Raw genomic sequence first — 23484 nt, 5'->3', positions numbered from 1 at the left:
CCCATGAAACCTATACTCCGCACTATCGCCATGACCGGGATCAGCGCACTGTTGTTTTGCGCTTGCAGTCAACCAAAACAGGCTGAATCCCAGACTCCAGCCCTGGCCACAAAAGCTAGCCGTATCATACTCGTCGGCGACTCTACCATGGCACCCAAAAGTGGTTATGGTGATGCCTTGTGCCAGCGCTTCGAGCCTGATGTAACCTGCCTGAATCTGGCAAAAGGCGGGCGTAGCTCTGGCAGCTATCGTGCCGAGGGTTCATGGGAAATAGTACAGAAATTAATGGCAAGCAATGCACAATTCAGCCAGACCCTGGTACTGATACAGTTCGGGCATAATGACCAGCCCGGCAAGCCAGGGCGATCTACTGATCTGGCGACAGAATTTCCCGTCAATATGGCAGGCTATATTGACGACTTACAGGCAGCGGGTGCGCAAGCCGTGCTGGTAACGCCATTGACCAGGCGCAGCTTCAAAGGCACGCAATTGCAAAATGACTTGCGTCCGTGGGCAGAAGCCAGCATAAAAGTAGCAGCGGACAAGCATGTGCCCATGATAGATTTGAATGCCATCAGTTACAGCGCTGTACAAGCCATGGGTGAGGCTGAAGCTGATACGCTGGCAATGGCACCACCACCTGCTGTACAACCGGCTGCAACAACTGACCTGACCAAGACTGAAAGAGCGGGTGCTGCAAAATCTGCTTTTGACCGTACCCATCTGGGTAGCAAAGGTGCAGCTTATTTCTCTGCCATGGTATTGAAAGAACTACTGATGGCCGCGCCCTCCTTGCAAACACGTGTGAATGCGGAGAGTAGATAATGGACAGGGAAAAAGACTTGCCGGCAATTCGCCTGGCTGTTGCGATATCAGGTTTGTTGTTTGCCAACACCATATATGCGCAAGACAGCCGCCAGGTAAAAGAACCCCAGATACCTGCAATCTGCAGCGTGCTTGCAGCACAACGGGATAGTGGCAGACAAGATGCAACAGCGGGCAGGGCACCCGATACCCAGGCCCTGCAGGCGGCAATAGATGCCTGCCACCCTGGGCAGGCAGTACGTTTGCGCAGCCGTAATGGCAAGGCTGCATTCTTATCCGGTGCCTTGCAATTGCGTAGCGGTGTTTCGCTATTGCTTGATGCCGGTGTGACCCTGTATGCATCCACACATCCGCTGGACTATGACCGCGGCTCAGGTATTTGTGGCACGAATGATGACAAGGGCAGAGGTTGCAAGCCTTTCATCACAGTTGATCGTGCCAAAGGCAGTGGCATCTATGGCGAGGGTGTCATTGATGGTCAGGGTGGGGAGCGCATCAGCGGTAAAGAAGAAACATGGTGGCAGATTGCCCGGCGCGCCCAGAAAGAAAATAATCGCCAGAATGTACCCAGGCTAATTGAGGTCGCGCAATCAACGGACTTCACCTTGCATAATATTACTCTGCGAAACTCGCCGAACTTCCATGTCACGTTGAATCAGGTTGATGGCTTCACTGCCTGGGGTGTGCGCATAGATACACCTGCTAACGCCAGGAATACCGATGGCATAGACCCGATTTCTTCACGCAATATTACCATCGCCAATAGTTATATCCGCACCGGTGACGACAACGTCGCCATCAAGGCTGGCAATAATGGTCCTACCGAAAATATCAGCATACGCAATAGCCATTTTTATTCTGGTCACGGTATGTCCATAGGTAGTGAAACCAATGGCGGTGTCAGCAATGTGCTGGTAGAAAATCTCAGCATGGACGGTACGACTTCTGGCCTGCGCATCAAGAGCGATGTCTCACGCGGCGGCCTGGTGCAAAACATCAGTTACCGCAATGTTTGCATACGCAATGTCAAAGCCCCCATCGATTTTGATACTCATTATGGTAAGACTGCGACCGGCAATCTGATACCACATTACCGCAATATCACGCTTGAACATGTGCAGTCACTGACACCAGGCAAGATCATTTTACAAGGCTACGATGCCGCACATCCCATAGAACTGAATATGAAAGATGTCAGTCTGGCTGATAAAAGTAACAGCCAGTTTGAGCATGTACAATTGGCAGGAAATGAAAAAATTGTCTTCAATGCTGTTGCAGCTAATCCCCGGCAATGTGAGCAGGCATTTGCCGCTTATCCAGATGCTTATGTCGTGGGGAACAATAACAAACGTCCACAACTCGATGCGCGGGCAGCCAAAGACTTTGCCTATGCCGAAGTCTTGAAATATGCAGGTTTTCCGGGTAAGGAACAGGTTGCACCCTGGGATCCCTTGTCTGAACCTGTTGCAGCCGACCCGCAATTAACACCTGACTATATCGTCGATGCCAATGCTGCGCCCGATGGCGTCAGCTTATTCAGGCAAGTGCAGGCTGCAGTCAATCAGGCTGTTAGCGATATAGACAAAGGCAAGGGAAACAAACAGCGTATTCACATCTTCATCAAACCTGGTACTTACCGTGAACTGGTGTATGTACCTGATAGCACTATTCCCATCACCCTGTATGGTAGCGATGCCGCTACGACACGCATCAGCGCCAATCTTGATGCAGCAACGACAGGCAGCACTTACATTACGCAATTTTCTGCACAATTTACGGGCGTGCACAGCAATATCGCTGCCATGTACAACAGCCTCAAAGACCGGCCAGCGCTGGGTACTTTTGGTACTGCCGTTTTATGGGTCAAGAGCCCCGGCTTTCAGGCAAAAAACCTGACCATAGAAAATGCATACAATAAGGACAGGGGTAATGCCAGGGCAGATTGCCAGCCAGGTAATTGTCCCGATGAAAATGGCATCTATGCGCGTAGCCAGATGGTCCATCATCAGGCGCTTGCCGTCATGCTTGACGGTGCAGACAAAATCCATTTTGACAGTGTGCGCATGCTGGGCTTTCAGGATACCTTGTATATGAAATCAGGCAAGGATGGTCAGACTGCCAGGAATTTTTTCCAGCGCTCCTACGTAGAAGGAGATGTGGATTTTATTTTTGGTGATGCCACAGCCTTTTTTCTGGAGACCGAAATCAAGACCCTGGGTGACCGTAACTCAGCATATGTCGGCGCACCCAGCACCAATGTGAAGACACGCTATGGTTTTGTGTTTGATCATTGCCGCTTCACCCACGACGGCAGCAGCAATGCCCTGGCGGGGAAATTCAGCCTCGCCCGTCAGTGGTTCTCCAACGAACGCTGCACGCCGTATGCGCCCGTGCCTGTCCCTGGATATGATTGCCAGATAGGCGATGTGGACGTATTCAATTCTCCGACAGGCACGATCAGGAGACAGACGCTGGAAACAGTAGGCAAGATGGTGGTCATGAACTCTGTCATCGGCGCGCATATCAATAAAAAGCAACCCTGGTCAGACTGGAACAAGAAAGGCACCTTGCCTTATCGCCCTGCACAATTTTCCAGCGATGATTACTGGGCGAATTTACTGGCCGCAAAGATTGATCCGATAAATCAGATGGGATATGCGGGTCCGTTTTCGCCCGTCCGTATATTCCTGGCTGAATTTAATAACACTGAAGAATGAGCCTGTAGCTGGCAACAGAAAAAGAGAGACGAGATGAAACAAGAAAAAAATACATTCGCGGGCCAGACTGCGCGCCGCAGTTTTATGAAGAAAATGTCGCTGACGGGATTGTCTGCCACTGCTGGCAGCGCGCTACCCTTAGGCAATGCGCTTGCAGCAACATTGATAGAAGACCCATGGCAAAAAGCCCAGGATATCGTTGATCGTCTTTCCAAACCTTTGAAATTTCGCAGTGCTGATTACCGCATCACCGATTTTGGTGCGGTCACTTGTGAGTTGAAAAAGGTCAAGTCCTGGATCTCTTTTGAAGAACAGGATAACTTGTCCACGCCAGCGGCAAATTCCAGGGATATCCATCCTGCCATTACCAAGGCTATCAAGACTTGCCATGAAGCCGGTGGTGGCCGTGTGCTGGTTCCCGCCGGGAACTGGTATTGTGCTGGCCCCATTGTTTTATTGTCGAACGTGAATGTGCATTTGCAAAAGGGTGCGCATATTTATTTCAGTAATAACCCCGAAGACTATGCCAGATATGGCAGCTTCGATTGCGGGCCTAACGGCAAGCTGGTGATTTCGCGCTGGCAAAGTAATGACTGCCTGAATTTCTCACCCATGGTGTATGCCTATGGTCAGGACAATATTGCGCTGACTGGTGATGACTGGAGCAGCATACTCGATGGTCAGGGCGGCGTCCCCTTTGATGACAATGGCGATTGCTGGTGGACCTGGAAAGGCAAACAAAAAACCATCAATTCAGTCGGGCAAAATACTACGCCCAATTACAAGCATGGCAAGCGTTCAGAAAATACCGCGAATGACCTGAATGCCACCAGCTTGGAAAAAATTGCACCACAACTGGATGAAAAACAAAGGCTGCGCATACAGGGCGACAATGATAAATGGCGTGCCGATGCCAATTACCTGCCATCCTTGTCTGAAGCGGGCGTACCCGTGGGCAAGCGTATCTTTGGCATGGGGCATAATCTGCGTCCACCGATGATACAGTTCATCAGCTGCACGAATGTGTTGATGCAAGGCTATCAGGTGAATCATACGCCGTTCTGGCAGCATCACCCTGTGCACTGCCGTAATGTCGTGATACGCAATGTCCTGGCGAAGAGTCATGGCCCCAACAGCGATGGCTTTGATCCTGAGGCATGTGACCATGTGCTGGTTGAATCCTGTACTTTTGATTCTGGTGATGACTGCATAGCCATCAAGGCGGGCAAGAATCTGGACACACAGTATGGGCCTTCGCAAAATATCGTCATCCAGAATTGCACCATGCAAAGTGGTCATGGTGCTGTGACACTGGGTAGTGAAATGGCGGGAGGCATACAGAATGTGTATGCGCAAAATCTCTTGTTTGAGAATATCAACTGGGCTACTAATCCGCTTAATACGGCGATACGCCTGAAGACAAATATGAACCGTGGCGGTTACCTTAAGAATTTCTTTGTACGCAATATCAACATACCGAATGGTGTACAGACCAGCCCGTCCTTCTACACTTCTCTGCCTGGCTCGCCGATACAGTCAAAAACGGTGGCTACGGCAGCTGGAGCCGTGATTACTTTTGATTGCGATTACGCACCGGTCAGCGACAACGTCAGGACCAGGCCGCCAGTAGTGACGAATGTGCATATCTCGAATGTCAAAGTGGGTAATGTCACGACCAAAAATGGCAAGTTCTCCTGTTTCCAGGCCATCGTTATTCTTGGTCCGGTAGCGTCGGACTATAACGGCGACGAGAAAAATCCCATGATCTTCCCGGTCACCAACGTGACCATCAGTGATTGCCAGTTTGGCACACCGGTAAATGCCGCCAGTCCTTTGTATCTGTATAACGTGCAGGGTCTGGAATTGAAAAATGTGCAGATAGGTGACAAGCTGCACAACAGTCAACTCTCAGCATAATCCTGGCAGAATAAGCCGGGCAAAAAAATGCGCATAAGAGAAAGGTCTCTCTTATGCGCTCAAGTACCGCTGCGCTTTCAGGTATTCATGGATTGATGCAAATTCAATTGGAAAATCTTGTTTCTGGGACTCCCGCCACCCCTGGTCTGACCAGCACCAGGCTGCCCGCCCACTGATCATGTTCGGCCTTGCCAGCGCCGATAGAACTCACCAGCAAGGTACTCATGTCCGGCCCACCAAAAGTACACATGGCGGGTTTATTCATGGGCAGGGCTATCGTCCTGTCGAGCTTGCCGGCAGGCGTGAAGCGCAGTACGCAGGCACCATCGTTGCCACATATCCAGTAACAGCCATCGACATCCATGGCCGCGCCATCAGGACGACCCGCCATGGGTTTCATGTCAGCAAAGACGCGTTTATTATGTGGCACGCCTTCTTCCACATCATAATCAAATGTCCAGATAGTCTGACTGGCAGGATGAGAATCAGACAAATACATGGTCTTGCCATCAGGTGACCAGGCCAGACCATTCTGGGTCAGCAGATTACTGACGGCAGGTGCTGACAAGCCTTGCTCCTCGGTATAGCGATACAGATTGCCTATCGCTTTCGCGGCAGCCATGTCCATGAACATGGTACCACTCCAGAAACGCCCCTGACGGTCGCAACGGCCATCATTGAAGCGCATCCCAGCCCCCAACTCTGCCAGTTCTGCAGGTACTGCCAGACGGGTTTGCAAGGCACGCGGGCCGTCACCCAGATGCAGGTTGAAAATACCGCTTTCCATTCCTGCAATGAAATCGCCATCCTGTTTAAGGGCGATGCAGGCGACCATTTCCGTGGTCAGCCAGGATGTCAGTTGACCATTCCTGGTATCGAGTTTCCAGATGGTTTTCGCCGGTATGTCGACCCAATACCAGGCCGCCTGCTCCGCATACCACAGAGGGCTTTCACCGACTGTGCAGTTCACAGCTGGTATCGACTCTATATAGGAAAATTCAGTCATCTTACAGGTCAGTGATTTCTTTATGTGTCGGCACCAGAGCCTTCATCATGCCCCATGCCAGCAGATAAGCCACTGCACAGAAAGTAAACATGATGGTGTAGCCAGTTTGTATATGACCCAGCTGGCCGTAATAATCAAACAGCCAGCCACCCGTTTTGGAGACCAGTACACCACCGAGACCACCTGCCATGCCACCTATGCCGACGATGGATGCCACCGATTTTTTCGGGAACATATCAGATACGGTAGTGAAGATATTTGCAGACCAGGCCTGGTGGGCAGAAGTGCCTACGCCGATCAGTAATACCGGTACCCAGAAGCCGAGGTATCCAAATGGCTGTGCCAGCAAGACCACCAGGGGGAACAGGGCAATCACCAACATGGCTTTCATGCGACCATTGTAGGCACTGTCACCACGGCGCATGAAATAGCTGGGGAAATAACCGCCTCCTATACTGCCTATCATGGTCATGCTGTACAAGACTGCCAGTGGCACGACGATTTCTGTTTTTTGCATCTTGTACTGTGCTTCCAGATATTTTGGCAACCAGAACAGGAAGAACCACCAGACACCGTCAGTCATGAACTTGCCGATGACAAAGGCCCAGGTTTGTTTGTAAGACAGTAGTTTGAACCAGGATACTTTTTTACCGGCATCGTTAGTTGTGGCTGCTGTCTCTGCTGTTTGTATGTCACCACTGTTGATGTAAGCGAGCTCTGCTGCTGACAGGTATTTTTGCTGTTCGGGTTTGTCATAGAACATCTGCCAGAAAATCATCCAGACAAAGCCAATCGCACCGATGACGATAAACGCTGCCTGCCAGCCCCATTGAGCTGCAATCAAAGGGACAGTCAAAGGCGCAAGAATCGCACCGATGTTGGCACCTGAATTAAAAATGCCAGTGGCGAAAGAACGTTCATGCTTGGGGAAATATTCTGCCGTGGCCTTGATCGCTGCCGGGAAGTTACCGGCTTCACCTATTGCCAGTACTGCACGTGAAATCATGAAGCCTGCGACTGATACCGGAACCGCAGCGATGCCCAGCGCTGTCAAGGCACTGACCATGCCATCGCCAAGCATGATGGAGTAGGCATGCATGACCGCACCGACCGACCAGACTGCAATAGCGATCAGGTAGGCTTTCTTGGTGCCTATCTTGTCGATGAAGCGGCCAGCCAGCAGCATGGAAATAGCGTAGACAAACTGGAATACAGCCGTGATATTGGCGTAGTCAGTATTGGTCCAGCCAAATTCTTTCGATAGATCCGGTGCCAATAAACTGAGTACCTGGCGGTCCAGATAATTAACGGTAGTGGCAAAAAATAACAGGGCACAGATAGTCCACCGGTATTTTCCTATAGTTTGCTGGCTCATGCGAGCGTCTCCTGATCATGATTTTTGTCGCCATGTCTGCACCTCTTTTGTGTGCTGTGTACATGTGCTTATTTTGCAGAACAGCCCGGGCATGCCCGGGCCATTCCAAAACTTCAACGCTTCAACTCTTCGACTCTTCGACTCTGTTTAAGCGAGTGTCAATTTTCCATCCATCATACGTGCAAGTTGCAGGGGATTGCTATCCTGCAGCGCCGTTGGCAACAAATCTGCCGGGAAGCCCTGATAACAAACCGGGCGCAAGAAACGCTCGATTGCTGCGGCACCAACTGAAGTGCTGCGGCTATCTGAAGTTGCCGGGAAAGGGCCACCATGTACCATGGCATGTGCCACTTCTACGCCAGTAGGAAAGCCATTGAACAAGATGCGTCCAGCTTTTCTTTCCAGCACTGGTAACAGCTTCCTGGCCTGGGCATGATCGTCGGCCACGGCATGCACGGTTGCTGTCAATTGTCCTTCCAGTGATGATGCGACGGCGACTACTTCATCAAAGTCCTTGCACAAGATGGCGATGGAAGAAGGACCAAAAATTTCTTCCTGCAAGGCGGGTGTATTCAGAAAGGTAGTACCTGAACAGACAGACAACATTGCTTGTGCTGCACATGGGGATTCTGCCTGCTGCCCTTTGGCCACCAATTGCAATTGCGCGATGTCAGCCAGATGCGTGGTGCCTTTGACATAGGCCTGGTGTATGCCAGGTGTCAGCATGGTTGCCGCATGTTTATCTTCCAGTGCTCTGGCGGCATCTTGCAAGAATTGACGTGCTGTTGGACTTTCTATGGCGATCACCAAACCAGGGTTGGTACAGAACTGGCCAGCACCCAATGCCAATGAATCAACAAAGTTTTTCGCCAGTGTCGTGGTTTGTGCAGCCAGTGCATGATCCAGCAAAAATACCGGATTGATACTGCTCATCTCTGCATATACGGGGATGGGCTCTTTTCTCAGACCGGCAGTTTTAACCAGTGCCAGGCCACCTGAACGTGAACCCGTAAAGCCCACCGCCTTGATGGATGGGTGATCAACCAGTTGCTGGCCTACCTGGCTACCAGCACCGACCAGCATGGAGAACACACCTTCATGCAGCGCGCAGTCTGCCACTGCTCTTTGTATGACACGACCAACCAGTTCGGCTGTGCCCAGGTGTGCATTGTGTACCTTGACGATGACCGGGCAACCAGCAGCCAGGGCAGATGCCGTGTCACCACCAGCCACTGAAAACGCCAGCGGAAAATTACTTGCACCAAATACGGCAACCGGGCCCAGGGCAATTTTTTGCAAGCGCAAATCCGGGCGTGGTGGTGCGCGTTCTGGCAGGGCGCTATCTATGGTCGCATCCAGCCAGTTTCCATCACGTACTACCTTGGCAAAGAGGCGCAATTGATTGACGGTACGGCCACGTTCGCCTTCCAGACGGGCGATGGGCAAGCCAGTTTCCTGCGCTGCACGTTCTATCAGTGCAGGGCCCAGATCCATGATGCCTGTGGCTATTGCTTCCAGAAAACGCGCCCTTTGTTCCAGGCTGGTCGTGCGGTAGCTGTCAAATGCCTGCTCAGCCAGTTGGCAAGCCTGCTCAACTTCATCTTTCGTGGCGAAGCCAAAAACAGGCTCGATTTCCTGATTGGTGGATGGGTCTATGGCTTTGACATTGCCTGCCAAACCAAAAACCGTTTTTTTACCGATCAGCATTTGCCCGGTGATTTGCATTCTGTACTCCCTTTGCTTCTGAATTTATTGTGGACCTTGCGCCAAAATCAATTTGTGCAACATGGCATCTTCTTCCTCAGTCAGGTCAGTCAGCGGTGCGCGGACCGGGCCTGCGCTATGACCAACCAGACGCGCGCCAGCTTTGACGATACTCACTGCATAGCCAGCTTTGCGGTTACGGATTTCCAGATAAGGCAGGAAGAATTGGTCCAGCAGGCGATTTGATGTGGCATGGTCATCTGCTGCAATGGCGTGATAAAAGTCCATTGCCAGTTTTGGTACGAAGTTGAACACGGCTGAAGAATAAACCGGTGTACCCAATGCCTTATAAGCTGCAGCATAAACTTCTGCGGTAGGCAGACCACCGAGGTAACTGAAACGGTCACCCATACGACGCCAGATCGATACCATCAATTCGATATCACCTATACCGTCTTTAAAGCCGATCAGGTTGGGGCAGCGTGCTGCCAGTTTTTCAAGGGAATCGGCAGTCAGGCGGGAATTGCCACGGTTATACACAACCACGCCAAATTTAACGGAAGAGCAAACTTCTTCTACGTGACGGATCAGGCCGTCCTGGCTGGCTTCGGTCAGGTAATGTGGCAGCAACAAGATACCGTGTGCACCCAGGCGTTCTGCTTCCTGTGCATAGGCAATTGCCTGGCGGGTAGGGCCACCGGCACCAGCCAGGATAGGTACTTTGCCACGGCAAGTGTCTACCGCGACCTTGATGATGTCGGAATATTCACTGCCAGTCAGCGAGAAAAATTCACCCGTGCCACCTGCAGCAAACAAGGCACTAGCGCCATAGGGTGCCAGCCACTCAAGGCGTTCTGCATAAGTCTTGGCATTGAAGTCGCCAGCCGCGTCAAAGTCAGTCAGAGGGAAAGACAGCAGGCCAGAGGACAGGATTTGTTTCAGTTCTTGAGGATGCATGGTAGCTCCGGAAATGGAAACCTGGCGTGCGTCATGACCAGGTTTGATCGTGTTTTAAAAAAGTAAGTACTAAGTAATTGTTTTGCGTCATTGTTTCTTTAAGTCATACGTCATCGTACAACTTAAAATAAGAGAAGACAAGCACACTTTTAAAAAATTTGAATTTGGTTGGACTTACGCAAAACCGCCCCAGCTGCGTTGCAGCTCCTAACCGTACTATAAAAGTACTGTACGCCTTGCTGGGACAATTTCGCGTAAGTCCTATTTAAGCTGAAGAGCCGGGACTAAACTGTGGGTGCCTCTATACGCTGTTGTGCCTGACGTAATCTTTCCCTGCTATTGCTCAGGTGGGTGCGCATGGCAGCACGGGCTGCTTCCGGGTCTTTGCGCTGGATGGCAAGGTAGATATCCTCATGCTCGCGGTTGACCCTTTCCAGGTAGCTGGTGCTTGAGTTATTACTATTGCTACCTTCAAGCGTCAGCATGGCAGACTTTAATCTGGCCCGCGGGATAATGGTGGTACCCAGGTTGCTGAGGATGTCAACAAAGTAACGGTTGCCAGTGGACTGGGCGATCAGCAAGTGAAAACGCACATCGGCATTCACAGAGGCATTCTCTTCCGTCTTGTTCGCCAGAATATCTTCCAATGCCTTACCCAGCGCCACCGCCTGTTCTTCAGTGCGGCGTGAGGCGGCCAGCCAGGCTGCCTCAGTTTCCAGACTGATCCTGAGTTCCAGTATATCCAGCACGTCCCTGACAGTGACGATGGCTTCGCGCAACATGCCTGTGCTGGCCGCCTGGCTAGGTTCGAGGATGAAAGTACCTATGCCATGACGGGTTTGCACCAGCCCTGCTGCCTGCAAATGCGATATGGCTTCCCGCACTACGGTACGGCTGACATCATATAAAGTCATAATGGCAGACTCAGTGGGCAGTTTTTCACCCGGCTTCAGGATACCGTTCTTGATGTTATTGCTAATACTTTCTACCAGCCCCTGTGACAGGCTTTTATGCCGTCTTTTGGCCGGTAGAGCGTTGGCGTAGTCTTGAGTTTCCATGAAGCGGGTATTGTACTGAAGAGTGATTGATGGCTATAGACTGATTTTAACTTAAAAAGTCAGTGCAAAGTTGTATGACAACATATAACGTGTTTCTCTGGCCTTTATTGTGAGATAACGTCGGCAATCAGCTCACTTTTCAATATCAGACTTGATTGTCTGCCGCTACCCAATAAGAACACACCACGTCCATTCGAGTAAACAATACTGCCGTCAGCACGCATATCATAAGCGGCCACATTGGTCGCCAGGATAGTTTCACTGCCCTGACGGTTGCGGCTCACCAGCTGCCATGAAGCCGGTACCAGTGAGGGTACACCATTGACCATGCTTTCTTTTTTCAGGGCTTTTTCAGCATCTATGCGTTTGCCCTTGAGGATGATTTCTTTCAAGTCTGCATTCAAGGCCGGGCCGGATGCACTGGTCAAAGGCTTGCGGCTATACATCATGGAGAAAAAATTCAGATAATGAAACACCGCACGCAATAAACGGAAAGGAAAAAACAAGGTATCCAGCAGCGCATTGCTGGTGTCGTACCTGGGGACTTCATAGGGGCGCCGGATGAAATGCAGATTACCTTGCGGGCAGACACGTGGATGCAGGAAATCATATTGTGGATCATCGAGCACTGGCGTGACAGCGCCGTTTTTAATATCCAGCATCTGTATGCTGGCATTGCCATAAGCCAGTGTGACACCACTTTGATTGCGGGCGATACCGGTTGATTGATACAGGATCTGCTTTTCTGCATCCGGTATCCAGCAGGGGCTGGTGTCCAGGGTATCGCCACCCGTCAATTCGCGGTATTCATCACCTTCACGATTGCACATGACCAGGTTGGCGATGCCGGTTTTGTTCATTGATGAGGCCAGCAATTTGCCACTGCTCTGGTCCAGATGCATGTCTGTCAGTGCCAGGTTTTGCCTGTGCAATATGCGCTTTTCGGTGCCAGTTTCCAGATCATATGAAAACAGGCCACCCATGCCTGCGTCCTGCAAAAAATACAGGATGCGACCCTGCTCATCAAATTGCATGGCCGTTGCATTAATCTGCGCAGCTTCGCCGTCAAACTGGCGCCAGGCACCTGAGGCAGAAACACCAAAGCTGGTGTTTTGTTTCCAGGCATGCCTTTCCCTGTGTTTTTCCATCTTGTCCAGCATCTCTTGCACATACGGACTGTGCAATTGCCTGGTTTCGCCATGGGCAGCACGGTAAAACAATTTGCCTTCCGAGATAAAAGCAACCGCCTGCGCACTTGCAGCACGGTCAAGATGGCTTTGATGCGCGGCATCATGGCCAGCTGTGGGCAGAGGCTTTCCGTCCTGCGTTGACTTGTTTTTTTGCATGGCCTGATTCAAAAAATAGGCCAGGGCCAACAAGGCAATGATAATAATGAGTAAGTGCACTTAAGAATCTCCTGTCCTTTGTCGCCTGCGCGGACCGCATTGCAAACAATTCTGCAAGCAATTGCAAAAGCAATATTATGCATGCAAGTCGTACCAACCATGCTAATTCCGTATTTTGAACCCCAAAACAGACATCACACTCGCAGACGTGACATTTGTCATTCGCAAGTCCTGACACTTTGCTCTGATATCGCTGACTCTCTTTCGCCATACTGGCAACAGTTCAACAAGGAGTGTCCATCATGTCTGAAATCAACGCTGCCACATTTTCTTCTCACGCTGCCCGTGCCAAGGGCGCGATGTTCTTTGCTGTTTTTGGTGCTGCCTGGCTGGCTTTATGGAATCAGCGTGGCATGCATGGCAACTGGCTGGTCTATCTGGTCATCGCTGTTCTGGGATTGACTCTCGCGGGGTTGGCCGTGCAGCGTCATCATCACTACAAGGCCTACGCTGACGACGATAGTCCAGGCGCACAAAGAGCAGGGCGTTTGTTCCATTTGATTAATGCCGCTCAATGGATCACCATCCTGGTCGGTGGAAATGTACTGGCGAATATGGGTCTGGCTGATTGGGTCATCCCCTTTGCCATGCTGGTAGTTGGTCTGCATTTTTTGCCGTTAGCGAAATTGTTTAATGCTCCCGGGCATTTCTGGTTCGGCCTGGTGATGAGTCTGTTTGCGCTTAGCTATCCCTTCGTGCTTTCCCAAGGTGCTGCTGATCCTTATGGCTGCCTGGGGGCGGGCCTGTTGTTATGGGGCTATGCTCTGTTGAAACTCATGGGTATTCCGGTAGTGCAGAATATGAGTGTAGTTTGAAATAGACCCTCTAACTGATTTACTGCAGAATCGCTGGCATATAAAAACAATGAAGACACTATGCCAGCCAATTTTCTGCCACCTGCTCCAACACAAGTCCTGCATCCTGACGGTCAGGTACGATTTGGCAAATATGCCGGTGCACCTGAAGTCATAGACTGGTCGGCGCTGGCCATCCCGCATAGGCGTGGCAAGCTATGGCAAGCCTTGCACCATAAACACTGGCATTACGTGGCACTGGCGACAGACGAAATATTTTGCGGCATCGCCGTTGTCGATGTGGGATGGACTAACACTGCCTTTGCCTATGTGTTCGATAGGCTGGCAGGCAAGCTCATTGCCAGTTATTCCCAGGATGGCTTGCCGGGATTGACTGCAAAACTGAATGCACATCCGGCAGAGCAGGCAAGTTCGGAGTTTCGATTTTTCGGCAAGCACATTCGCTTTCAACATTTGCCTGCAAGCAGGCAATATGAATTGCAACTGCAATGCGGTTCATTCAACATCAATACTCTGCTGGATGCCAGACCTGCTGCGCCTTCCTTGCTGGCGGTGGGTGAGGTGCTGGGTGGCACTGTGCATGCAACCGTCAAATCGGCAGGCATGCAATTGACCGGCGAAGTACGTGTTGGTAGCCGTAGCTTCAGTCTGCAAAATGGTGTTGGCAGCTATGACCATAGCAATGGATTTCTGGCACGCGAAACAGGCTGGCGCTGGGCATCAGCACATGCGCTGGACATAGGTTTTAATTTGCAGGCAGGATATTTTTCCAGTCATGAAAATGCCCTGTGGCTGGATGGAAAGATTATTCCACTTGGCGCGGCACAATTTGACTTTGATGCCACTCAGGCCATGGCTGACTGGCATATCCATACCGATGATGGTTTGCTGGATGTGCATTTCCATCCCGAAGGTTTTCGCGCAGAAAACAAAAACCTCATCATCGCCAGCAGCCGTTACCTGCAACCCATAGGTGTCTTTAGTGGCTGGGTCAGGGCCAGCTTGGATGCACCCAAGCGGCAGATAGAAAACCTGGTGGGCGTAACGGAAGACCACTTTTCCAAATGGTAGTCGTCGGGTCTTAACACTTTTGGATCATCCCGCAATTCCAGAGTTATCCACCGCCTGAATATACTGTTGGCCTGCTAGCGCAATCGACCTATATAAGTCTGGTCGACCATGGCATTGTGATCCAGTACTGGCGCGGGCACATTGGCTATATTAAGCATGGGACTATCGTTCAGCCTGTTGCTGACCTGTTTTCTGACGACCAGTCTGTTGATTAGCGGATCGGCTGGTGGTGGCGCGACGAACAGGCCATCTTCACCAAAATAGATTTCATCAAGCTTTTGGCAGATTTCATGCAAGTCCTGATTCGGTAGTTCCAGCGCCAGATCCAGTATGGCGCGGCAATAGCCAGGATTAACGCGCATGTATTCTATGTCAGTGACGCGGCCATTTTGCCGCCGTAAAATCACGTGCAGTCTTGCCATGAGGGAGAAGGCAAGATTATCCGACATCGCATTCTGTATCTGGCTGCTGGTACTCATAAGATATGCTCCCCGTGAAGTTCAAGATCAAGTCCTTCTCTTTCCTGCTCATTGGTGACGCGCAAGCCTATGCTCACTTTGACCAGCCACAAAATCAGGGCAGTCATAGCGCCAGAATAAATCACCGTGACGATGACACCAAAGGCCTGGGTCACCAGGCTGCCGTCGACACCGCCTATGCTCTTCAATGCGAATACACCTGTCAGCAGCGCGCCGACTATGCCACCAATGGCATGCACGCCAAATACATCCAGTGAATCATCGTAGCCCCCCATGGATTTGAGAGAGGTCGCACCCCAGTAACATGCTACGCCAGCCACTGCGCCTATCACCAGCGCACCCGTCAGATCGACAAAACCGGATGCAGGTGTGATTGCCACCAGACCGGCGACCGCACCAGAGACTATGCCCAGCACCGATGGTTTGCCACGGCGCAGCCACTCCACGATCATCCATGCCAACGCGGACATCGCTGTTGCTACCTGTGTCACCAGCATGGCCAAACCGGCGCGGCCATCTGCTGCACCCGCAGAACCTGCATTGAAACCAAACCAGCCCACCCACAGCAGCGATGCGCCAATCGCAGTCAGCAATAAATTATGCGGTGGCATGGGTTCTTTACCAAAACCCAGGCGTGGTCCGATGATCAGGGCAGCTACCAGGCCAGATACACCAGCATTGATATGCACGACAGTTCCGCCAGCAAAATCCAGCACGCCGCGCGCTGCCAGCCAGCCTGCCGGTTCCCACACCCAGTGTGCGACTGGCACATATACCAGCAATGACCATAGCGTAATGAACAGTAGCAGCGCAGAAAATTTCATGCGTTCAGCAAAGGCACCGGTAATCAGCGCAGGGGTGATAATGGCGAACGTCATCTGGAACATCAGGAACACGCTTTCCGGTATCGTCGGTGCCAGTTGATGTACGCTGAGCTGCCCGGCTTCTTTCAAGAAGCTCACGCCATGTAGCATGAACCTGTCCATGCTGCCCAGATAAGGCGAACCCGCAGTGAATACCAGACTGTAACCCAGCACTACCCACAAGACCGTGACGATGCAGGTGGTCGCAAGGCTATGTGCCATCGTGCCCAGGGCATTTTTCTTGCGCACCATGCCGGTGTAAAACAGGGCCAGGCCGGGTATGGTCATCAGTAATACCAGTGCAGTCGAGGTCAGCATCCACGCGGTGTCGCCAGCGCTGATCTTGTCTGCGGCGATCATGCCAGGCTTGCTCATGGCCGGCGGGGCTACTGCAGCAAGCACAGGCGCAGTTGTAGTTGCTGCACTCACCGACGCAGTCACGGGGGATTCTGCCTGCGCATTGCAAGTGCCACTGCACAGCAAGAGACTGAAAGAGAGGAAGAGCAATAAGCTGGAGAGCACGCGTATTTTCATCAAGCTAGCCTTTTCAAAAAACATCGTCAATGACGTGGACTGTCACAGTGAAAATCGGAGTGCCTGCCATGTGCGCAGAGCGATCATGGCGGCGTGGCAAATGCTCGCGATAGCCCCGCTATCGCTGTGCTTTGTGCCTTGCCCTGATTCGCCGGGCACATGTCCCTCACTCTCGACTCCACTGTGACGGTTCACTGGCATGTGCAATGCAGCATTTTTCATGCCAAGGCTGATATCAGTGGATTTGTGTAACTGCGGGCTATTAAAGGGAAATATATTGCTTGTGATACCAGTCAGGGGAAATGGACGCACCAAAATGTAAGCAAATATTACCGTGCGGCATGAGTTTGCACGGACTGGGTGCTAAACCAGTTTTAAGCAATTTGTGCTATCCATAAAAAAACACCGCTTTGCGCAAAGGCTAAAGCGGCGTCTTGTTTTCAGCTTGCCAGATTACACTGGCAAGGCAATCTGGTGATCTACACTGAACTGGTAATCGCGGAACACATGTTCTGCGCTTAGCAATTCATAAGTGCCATCCGGCAGTTTGCGGGTCGTGTCTTTCAGACGGTAAGTCATTTGCCCACAAGTCCAGCAATTGAAGTTACGCATATGGGTGCACAGGCAAGTCTTGTCCATGACTGAGATTTTCTTGGCATCAGGGTGTGCTGCCACTTCACGGTTATACGATGTGATGTAGGCGCAGTTGCCATTGCCATCGAGCAGGTAGCCATAAGATTCACAACCTGGGCGTATGCCATCACCTATCGCTGGCGTATTCTTCAGCATGCGCATAGGGTAGCCTGTAGGCGAGATATTATTGACTTCGATGTCGCCTTCACTGGCCTTGAAATATTCCTGCTTCACATTGGCTGGTAAGCCGCACTCATTGGTGACGGTAAAGCGGGTTGCTACCTGTACCCCGGCAGCGCCGTTTTCCAGAAAGGACACGGCATCGCTACCGGTGAAAATACCACCAGCGGCAATCAGTGGAATATCCAGGTTTTCTGCCTTCAGGAACTGTACAATTTCAGTAATGATGGTTTGCAGATCATATTCTGCCCAGTCCATGCCAAAACCAAGATGGCCCCCAGCCAGCGGCCCTTCGACGATGACGTAGTCAGGAAGGCGATTCAGGCGGGAATTCTTGCGCAGGAACAACTGCAGCGCACGTACTGAAGAAACGATGATGCCCAGCTTGGCATCGCGGAAGCGCGGGTGATCAGCAATCAGGCCAAAAGAACCCAGATGCAAACCAGCGCTCATGGTGATGCCATCAATACCAGCATCGAGTGAAGACTCCAGACGCACCTTCAGGGTTTCGCGCGGGCCGTTCATGGTCAGTTTTTCCATGCAATTGACAAAGATCATGCCCTTGCCTTGCTTGGCTTCCATGGTCTTGCCTATGTGCAGTCGGGTTGCTTCTGCCAGTTGCTCGAGGTTGAACTTGACGTCAGTCTTGTCAGAGTTGTTAATATTGTATTTGTAGAATTTGGTTTTTTCCTTGACAAAGCTGGTGTCAAAACGACGGTCAGAGACATCCTGCACCATGGCATCAGAAATATGACCAACCCCGCCAAGACGTGCAGCAACCAGTGCCAGTTCAGCAGTGGAAATATCGACGCCCATGCCACCGATCATGATAGGAACCAGCTCATCTTTGCCCAGCTTCAGGCGGAAATCATCTACACGTTTCATTGTTATCCTTGACACATTTGCTCAAAAGTAAATCACGCGACGCTATATTTAGTACTCTCTCAATACTCGTAGTACTCTTACTCTACAGATACATATTGCATACTTCTTGTTATTTCTTGTTGATTCCAGGCTGCAAACCGGCAGTCGAACGAGATTGTAAGCCAGGGCTAGGCGCTATAGCTAAGATTATATTCTGTAAGAGAGGCAAATACCCAGGTGCAGGCCTTATCTCTTGCCATTTGACCAACGTAATTTAACCCAGGCAGCTTGTTGGCTTGCATTCAAGAAAGTCCAGGCGACCAGACGACTCTCTTTATTACCCTGGCTCATGATAATGGTTTTCTCATCACAGACTTTGACTTGCTTCAATGCCGTATGGATTGCGGGCAAATTGGCTGATTTTGATACCAGGGTAGAAAACCATAAGACTTTTGTGGGTATAGCTGCACTTTCCCTGATCATTTTCTCGATAAAAGCCAGCTCCCCACCTTTACACCAGAGTTCTGCCGCCTGACCACTGAAGTTCAGCACCGGTTCAGTTTGCTCTGGCTTGCCGTTTTTATTCAGATTCTCCCATTTGCGTATGCTGCCCGCCCTTGCTTCTTCGGCGGATGCATGAAATGGTGGATTGCATAGGCTGACATCAAACCATTCATCATCAGCTACTATGCCTTTGAACAGGGATAATTCATTCGTCTGATGACGCAATTGGATCTGTTTGCCCAGGCTGGGGTTGCGGTCTAGTATGTTCTGGGCATTTGCCAAAGAAGCCTGGTTAATGTCGCTGGCGCAAAATGACCAGCCGTATTCACTGATACCGAGTAAGGGATAGATGCAACTGGCACCTGTACCAATATCCAAAGCCAGTATCTGCTTACCCTTCGGTACACGTCCCTGGTTGCTGCCAGCCAGCAAATCAGCCAGATAATGCAGATAATCAGCACGACCCGGCACCGGTGGGCAAAGATTTTCCGGGGGAATATCCCAATCGCACACGCCATAACTACTTTGCAATAACGCCTTGTTGAGCAGCCTGACTGCCAGCGGGTCGGCAAAATTGATACTTGTCTCACCAGCAGGATTGGTGATGAGGACGTGCTCAAGCGCTGGCTCTGCCTTGATCAGGGCAGGAAAATCATAGCGCCCCTGATGGCGATTGCGCGCATGCAGCAATGGCCTGCCACCCTGATTTCTTGTTTCCTTCTTGTTTTTGTTGCTCATGAAGCCTGAATCCACAAATTCGTCATGCCTGATGCAGGCAGGGTATCTAAGCCCTATTGTCCCATGAAGGACGCATTGCTGTTTGTTAAACCATAAGGCAAATTTATATGGAGCAAGAATAAACAGCATTATGGCGAGCCATACTTAAGTAGGGCTGGTGCTCCTGTGACGAGGATGTAAAATTCAGTAAGTGTTTTATTTATTTTAAAACAGCATTGCTAAAATCTGCCCGATCCAGATTTACACTCCCCCCAGCAGCTAATGATAGCAATGGCATGTTCCATTGCAGAGTATGATCGTGCGAGTGCTTGATGCAAGCCTGAGCACCTGGATATATCAAATTATCTGTTGATCGCGGTGAGTGAGCGCCTTGAACATCTTATTGAAAGGTATAAGAAATGAAGAAAATCGCTATCGTTGGCAGCATTACCACTGCCGCCATCCTGTCAGCCTGCTCGACCGCGCCTGTCAAACATACCGCTGGCCCTGTGGTGCCTGCTGTGCAGGTCGTTAGCGTGCCAGTCAGTCTGAAAGCGCCTGCTGGTGAAGTGCTGGCCTTTCAAATGGCGGCAACCGGCGTGCAGATTTATGACTGCAGAGCCAATAAAGGCGGCCCCAAGAAGTTTGAATGGGTATTCCGCTCACCAGAAGCCGAGCTGTACGCCAGCCACGACCCGACCAGCCCTAAACTGGGCAAACACTATGAAGGTCCAACCTGGGAAGCTGCTGATGGCAGCAAGGTAGTGGCTGAAGTGGTCGCCAAGAGTGACAGCGTTGATACCAACGCCATTCCCTGGTTACTGTTGAAAGCGAAGTCCAGCTCTGCAACGGGGACTTTTTCCAAGGTGACGAGCATACAGCGTGTAGTCACTGTCGGCGGCAAAGCTCCTTTGACGGGATGCTCGGATTTCCAGATCGGCGCAGAAACACGTACGCCTTATAAAGCCACATATTATTTCTTTAAAGCAAATTAATTGCCGCTTTATTGCTGCCAGTTAAGGATTTGATTTCCATATGGGTTCATAATAGGTCTCCCTTTATGAACTTGTTATCCTCAAGCAATGATACTGGATGGCTTTGATCTCGCCATTTTGCGCTACCTGCAAAAGAATAGCCGCCATTCAGCAGAGCTGATAGGGGCAGACATAGGCTTGTCTGCCACGGCCGTGCAGCGGCGCATACGCAAAATGCGCGATGAAGGCGTGATCAGCGCTGAAGTCGCGATAGTCAGCCCCCAGGCGGTTGGTTATCCTTTGACCGTCATGGTTGAAGTGGCTTTCAAAAAAGGCCTGGGCGATGTCATTGACAGCTTTAAACAAGACATGCAAGCCCTGACAGAGGTCCAACAATGTTTTTATCTGGCGGGTGAATTTGACTTCATGCTCATCGTGCAAACCACAGACATGGCTGCCTATGAGCGCTTCACCCGCGCCGTGTTTTTCACTAACGACAATATCCTCAAGTTCCACACCACGGTCGTCATGGATACCGTCAAGCAAAGCTATTGTCTGCCGATTTAATCGACTGTATCCAGCGCAGCAAACACTTCTTTCGCTGCAAACAAGCCATTCAAGGCGGCTGGAAAGCCAGCATACACCGCCATCTGCATGATGACCTCAATCACTTCATCCCGCGTACATCCCACATTCAAGGCTGCCTGTATATGCACCTTGAGCTGAGGAGTAGCATTTCCCAGTGCCGTCAGCGCTGCTACCACGGCAATTTCTCGTGATTTCAAATCCAGTTGTGGGCGTGAATAAATATCCCCGAATGGGAATTCAATCACGTAACGGGCAAAGTCGGGGGCGATATCAGCCAGTGATGCAATGACTTTTTCTCCTGCTTCGCCATCTATCTCTCTCAATTTCTCCCAGCCGCGCCGGTAACGTTCACTAGTAAGTTCATTTCTGTTTTGATCCATGATCAGACTCTCTTTTTCTTGCCAGACTTGCGTATCATTTCCTGATAAACCTGAATCTTGTCATCCAGGGCGCTGGCATTTGCTGCAAGCTCAGACATGGTGGTGGCCAGGCGCTGACGATGGAGCTCCAGCATCGTCAGCCGCTGTTGCAAACTCATTTCCCCATCTGCCCTGAGCTGTGCATACTCACGTATGTCCGCAAGCGGCATGCCGGTTCGCTTCAGGCGCAGGACAAACTCCAGCCACAAGACATCCTGGCTGTTGTAACGTCTGTGGCCGTTATCTGCCCTTTTTGCGGCCTGCAATACCCCGGCTTTTTCATAGAAGCGCAAGGTATACGCAGACAAGCCTATCAGGGCAGCCAGTTCGCTTATGGAAATAAATTGTTTGGTCACGGTTTGATCATAGAAGTTAGAGTGCACTCCAAGTCAAGCATACAGGATTTATTTTTTGGACGTGATCTTCAAGCAGGAATGATGGCTGCAACTTATAAATCGAAAGGATCGCGGCAAAGCGCCTGCAAATGCAGATTGCTGTCATGAAAAATCCGGTGATGATCGCGGCACACTGTGATGCACAGATACTCTTCATCCAGTGCTTTTACAGCTTGCGCGTAGGCAGTTGATCTGGCATGCACATCTGCCAAGTGCCGATTCGCCGCTACAGTGTCGTAAAAGCGCTGATAAGCAGCCTGTGCCTCAACTTGCGGCGCTTGTTTTTTATAGACACCAAAATACTCGTCAGCATCATCAAAGTCTTGTATCCAGCCGCGTGCGACTATATCAAACGCGCCTTTGGCAACGAAATCATAGACTTGCTCCGCATTTGTCGTATGTATCAATTCACAGTGTATGCCACAGGCTTTCAATACCTCAATGGCGCAATCAAGTGCTATGGTCAAGGCCCCACGCCCGGTGGCATACAGGATGCGGACTGGCTTTGCGGCAAAACGCCCGGCCCAGCGCTGGTGAAATTCTTCCCGCGTTATGTTGCTAACTGGTGCCGCAGGCACATCCAAAATGTCATTTGGAATAAAGTCAGTGTAGTAAAAATTGCCAAGCTTTTCTTGTGCTTGTTTTTGTACCAGTGCATGAAAATCCTTGCGCATGGCCTGCTCATTGAATACGCCTGCCGCGTTCAGGATCAACATGCCTGACCAGCGGTCACGCAATCTGGTGGAATGCATGCTTGGCATGGTATCGAGTCTGAGTTGATGCTTGCGTTCAAGTAAGGTTGCATTCACTTTACCGTTTTGCATGGCAAGCAGCACATCATCAAATTTATCATGAAGCTGTATGCAGATTCGCTCTGGCAATTTGCGCAGACCTGCATAAGCAGGATTAGGTTCCAGCTGTATTTCTGTACTGCTGGCGGACGATATAGACAAAGGGCCAGATCCTGTCATTTCATTGCTGTCACTTGAAAGGCAAATCCCCATGGCGGGATGAGCGATGATTTCCAGTAAAGGGCAATAGGGCTGTTTTAATTGTATGAGTACACGATGCTGCTCATCATCGGCATGCAGGCCCGCCGGGATGTCACCTTCCTTGCAATCTGCGGCACCCACAATCAAGTCACGCAACAACCCGGCAAAGATGGAGGTGGATGATGGCCAGATGTGACGGGCAAAGCTGTTCACTACATGCGAAGCCTGTAGCGGGCTGCCATCACGGAAGCAGGCAGGTGCCATGGCAAACGACCATATTCTGTAATCGGCAGAATGTGCCCAACTGCTGGCCAGGTCAGCAACAGGGCTATCACCTGAACGATTGATGCGTAACAGGGTTTGATACAACAGGGAACTCAGCGGATGACAGACCGCATTAGTCCTGGCCGGGTCGATATGGAAGAGTTTTTTTAAGGTGACGATGTGCAGAGTCATGTTTTAACAAGGGTAACAGTCAAAACATTATTCTC

20 protein-coding genes are annotated in these 23484 nt (G+C 50.9%); 7 read left to right on the top strand and 13 right to left on the bottom strand.

From position 1 onward, the window contains the following. Nucleotides 1-3 precede the first annotated feature (3 nt). From AC07OI_RS00330 to AC07OI_RS00320, 3 genes are read left to right on the top strand one after another with little or no spacing between them, the layout of a single operon-like run. Complete coding sequence (locus tag AC07OI_RS00330) at nt 4-825, top strand: rhamnogalacturonan acetylesterase (protein ID WP_495255904.1); 822 nt, start codon at nt 4-6, stop codon at nt 823-825. Beyond that, nucleotides 825-3542 carry a pectinesterase family protein gene (locus AC07OI_RS00325; RefSeq protein WP_495255903.1) on the top strand — a complete coding sequence of 906 codons (2718 nt, stop codon included), beginning with the start codon at nt 825-827 and terminating at the stop codon, nt 3540-3542. The genes AC07OI_RS00330 and AC07OI_RS00325 overlap by 1 nt, the downstream gene beginning before the upstream one ends. Before the next feature lie 33 nt (nt 3543-3575). Continuing rightward, nucleotides 3576-5459, top strand: coding sequence for a glycoside hydrolase family 28 protein (locus tag AC07OI_RS00320; RefSeq protein WP_495255902.1), 1884 nt, complete (start codon nt 3576-3578; stop codon nt 5457-5459). 103 nt (nt 5460-5562) lie between these two features. Here AC07OI_RS00320 and AC07OI_RS00315 read toward each other — a convergent pair whose 3' ends face one another. From AC07OI_RS00315 to AC07OI_RS00290, 6 genes are all read right to left on the bottom strand, one after another. Next, entirely contained in the window at nt 5563-6465 is a 903-nt protein-coding gene (locus AC07OI_RS00315) for an SMP-30/gluconolactonase/LRE family protein (protein ID WP_495255901.1), read from the bottom strand. 1 nt (nt 6466) lies between these two features. Next, nucleotides 6467-7840, bottom strand: a complete 1374-nt coding sequence (locus AC07OI_RS00310) for an MFS transporter (RefSeq protein ID WP_492703681.1) — start codon at nt 7838-7840, stop codon at nt 6467-6469. A gap of 147 nt (nt 7841-7987) precedes the next feature. After that, nucleotides 7988-9565 (bottom strand): aldehyde dehydrogenase (NADP(+)), encoded by a 1578-nt coding sequence (locus tag AC07OI_RS00305; protein ID WP_495255900.1) that lies wholly within the window; start codon nt 9563-9565, stop codon nt 7988-7990. 24 nt (nt 9566-9589) lie between these two features. Continuing rightward, nucleotides 9590-10501 carry a 5-dehydro-4-deoxyglucarate dehydratase gene (gene kdgD / locus AC07OI_RS00300; protein WP_495255899.1) on the bottom strand — a complete coding sequence of 304 codons (912 nt, stop codon included), beginning with the start codon at nt 10499-10501 and terminating at the stop codon, nt 9590-9592. Nucleotides 10502-10785: 284 nt separating this feature from the next. Continuing rightward, nucleotides 10786-11559 (bottom strand): FadR/GntR family transcriptional regulator, encoded by a 774-nt coding sequence (locus tag AC07OI_RS00295; protein ID WP_495255898.1) that lies wholly within the window; start codon nt 11557-11559, stop codon nt 10786-10788. Nucleotides 11560-11663: 104 nt separating this feature from the next. Next, nucleotides 11664-12965, bottom strand: coding sequence for a TolB family protein (locus AC07OI_RS00290; RefSeq protein ID WP_492703677.1), 1302 nt, complete (start codon nt 12963-12965; stop codon nt 11664-11666). A 242-nt stretch (nt 12966-13207) separates the two neighbouring features. Here AC07OI_RS00290 and AC07OI_RS00285 point away from each other — a divergent pair, with 242 nt between their 5' ends. Both AC07OI_RS00285 and AC07OI_RS00280 read left to right on the top strand, forming a co-directional pair. Next, on the top strand, nt 13208-13780 hold the full coding sequence (locus AC07OI_RS00285; protein WP_495255897.1) for a hypothetical protein: 573 nt from the start codon (nt 13208-13210) through the stop codon (nt 13778-13780). A 60-nt stretch (nt 13781-13840) separates the two neighbouring features. Next, nucleotides 13841-14851, top strand: coding sequence for a DUF2804 domain-containing protein (locus AC07OI_RS00280; RefSeq protein WP_495255896.1), 1011 nt, complete (start codon nt 13841-13843; stop codon nt 14849-14851). A gap of 74 nt (nt 14852-14925) precedes the next feature. Here AC07OI_RS00280 and AC07OI_RS00275 read toward each other — a convergent pair whose 3' ends face one another. The 4 genes from AC07OI_RS00275 to rlmF all read right to left on the bottom strand — a co-directional run bounded on the left by AC07OI_RS00275 (nt 14926) and on the right by rlmF (nt 19646). Then, nucleotides 14926-15330, bottom strand: a complete 405-nt coding sequence (locus AC07OI_RS00275; protein WP_495255895.1) for a hypothetical protein — start codon at nt 15328-15330, stop codon at nt 14926-14928. Next, nucleotides 15327-16727: an ammonium transporter gene (locus tag AC07OI_RS00270; protein ID WP_495255894.1), complete on the bottom strand. Its 1401-nt coding sequence runs from the start codon at nt 16725-16727 to the stop codon at nt 15327-15329. Before AC07OI_RS00270 ends, AC07OI_RS00275 begins: the two co-directional genes overlap by 4 nt. A gap of 453 nt (nt 16728-17180) precedes the next feature. Beyond that, on the bottom strand, nt 17181-18425 hold the full coding sequence (locus tag AC07OI_RS00265; RefSeq protein ID WP_492703672.1) for a nitronate monooxygenase: 1245 nt from the start codon (nt 18423-18425) through the stop codon (nt 17181-17183). Nucleotides 18426-18650: 225 nt separating this feature from the next. Then, nucleotides 18651-19646 (bottom strand): 23S rRNA (adenine(1618)-N(6))-methyltransferase RlmF, encoded by a 996-nt coding sequence (gene rlmF, locus AC07OI_RS00260; RefSeq protein WP_495255893.1) that lies wholly within the window; start codon nt 19644-19646, stop codon nt 18651-18653. Nucleotides 19647-20044: 398 nt separating this feature from the next. On the opposite strand from rlmF, the gene AC07OI_RS00255 reads away from it, so the two are divergent. Continuing rightward, a complete protein-coding gene (locus AC07OI_RS00255) occupies nt 20045-20620 on the top strand; it encodes a DUF3455 domain-containing protein (RefSeq protein ID WP_492703670.1) in 576 nt (191 codons plus the stop codon). Nucleotides 20621-20707: 87 nt separating this feature from the next. Continuing rightward, nucleotides 20708-21166 carry an Lrp/AsnC family transcriptional regulator gene (locus AC07OI_RS00250; RefSeq protein WP_492703669.1) on the top strand — a complete coding sequence of 153 codons (459 nt, stop codon included), beginning with the start codon at nt 20708-20710 and terminating at the stop codon, nt 21164-21166. On the opposite strand, the gene AC07OI_RS00245 is transcribed toward AC07OI_RS00250, so the two are convergent. The 3 genes from AC07OI_RS00245 to AC07OI_RS00235 form a co-directional block, all read right to left on the bottom strand. Then, nucleotides 21163-21567, bottom strand: a complete 405-nt coding sequence (locus AC07OI_RS00245) for a carboxymuconolactone decarboxylase family protein (RefSeq protein WP_495255892.1) — start codon at nt 21565-21567, stop codon at nt 21163-21165. The two genes, AC07OI_RS00250 and AC07OI_RS00245, sit on opposite strands and share 4 nt — an antisense overlap. 2 nt (nt 21568-21569) lie before the next feature. Beyond that, the gene (locus AC07OI_RS00240) at nt 21570-21962 is read right to left on the bottom strand and encodes a MerR family transcriptional regulator (protein ID WP_495255891.1); all 393 of its coding nucleotides are present in this window, start codon (nt 21960-21962) and stop codon (nt 21570-21572) included. 92 nt (nt 21963-22054) lie between these two features. Beyond that, nucleotides 22055-23449 (bottom strand): ABC transporter substrate-binding protein, encoded by a 1395-nt coding sequence (locus AC07OI_RS00235; RefSeq protein ID WP_495255890.1) that lies wholly within the window; start codon nt 23447-23449, stop codon nt 22055-22057. Nucleotides 23450-23484: the final 35 nt, after the last annotated feature.

The sequence above is a fragment of the Undibacterium sp. GW821-FHT07F11 genome (assembly GCF_059418665.1).
Note: the sequence above shows the minus strand (reverse complement) of the source record. Positions and strands in the feature narration are given on the sequence as shown.

Coding starts and splice junctions, on each gene's coding strand:
- AC07OI_RS00330 (WP_495255904.1), top strand. CDS start 4: ATGAAACCTATACTCCGCACTATCGCCATGACCGGGATCAGCGCACTG.
- AC07OI_RS00325 (WP_495255903.1), top strand. CDS start 825: ATGGACAGGGAAAAAGACTTGCCGGCAATTCGCCTGGCTGTTGCGATA.
- AC07OI_RS00320 (WP_495255902.1), top strand. CDS start 3,576: ATGAAACAAGAAAAAAATACATTCGCGGGCCAGACTGCGCGCCGCAGT.
- AC07OI_RS00315 (WP_495255901.1), bottom strand. CDS start 6,465: ATGACTGAATTTTCCTATATAGAGTCGATACCAGCTGTGAACTGCACA.
- AC07OI_RS00310 (WP_492703681.1), bottom strand. CDS start 7,840: ATGAGCCAGCAAACTATAGGAAAATACCGGTGGACTATCTGTGCCCTG.
- AC07OI_RS00305 (WP_495255900.1), bottom strand. CDS start 9,565: ATGCAAATCACCGGGCAAATGCTGATCGGTAAAAAAACGGTTTTTGGT.
- kdgD (WP_495255899.1), bottom strand. CDS start 10,501: ATGCATCCTCAAGAACTGAAACAAATCCTGTCCTCTGGCCTGCTGTCT.
- AC07OI_RS00295 (WP_495255898.1), bottom strand. CDS start 11,559: ATGGAAACTCAAGACTACGCCAACGCTCTACCGGCCAAAAGACGGCAT.
- AC07OI_RS00285 (WP_495255897.1), top strand. CDS start 13,208: ATGTCTGAAATCAACGCTGCCACATTTTCTTCTCACGCTGCCCGTGCC.
- AC07OI_RS00280 (WP_495255896.1), top strand. CDS start 13,841: ATGCCAGCCAATTTTCTGCCACCTGCTCCAACACAAGTCCTGCATCCT.
- AC07OI_RS00275 (WP_495255895.1), bottom strand. CDS start 15,330: ATGAGTACCAGCAGCCAGATACAGAATGCGATGTCGGATAATCTTGCC.
- AC07OI_RS00270 (WP_495255894.1), bottom strand. CDS start 16,727: ATGAAAATACGCGTGCTCTCCAGCTTATTGCTCTTCCTCTCTTTCAGT.
- AC07OI_RS00265 (WP_492703672.1), bottom strand. CDS start 18,425: ATGAAACGTGTAGATGATTTCCGCCTGAAGCTGGGCAAAGATGAGCTG.
- rlmF (WP_495255893.1), bottom strand. CDS start 19,646: ATGAGCAACAAAAACAAGAAGGAAACAAGAAATCAGGGTGGCAGGCCA.
- AC07OI_RS00255 (WP_492703670.1), top strand. CDS start 20,045: ATGAAGAAAATCGCTATCGTTGGCAGCATTACCACTGCCGCCATCCTG.
- AC07OI_RS00250 (WP_492703669.1), top strand. CDS start 20,708: ATGATACTGGATGGCTTTGATCTCGCCATTTTGCGCTACCTGCAAAAG.
- AC07OI_RS00245 (WP_495255892.1), bottom strand. CDS start 21,567: ATGGATCAAAACAGAAATGAACTTACTAGTGAACGTTACCGGCGCGGC.
- AC07OI_RS00235 (WP_495255890.1), bottom strand. CDS start 23,449: ATGACTCTGCACATCGTCACCTTAAAAAAACTCTTCCATATCGACCCG.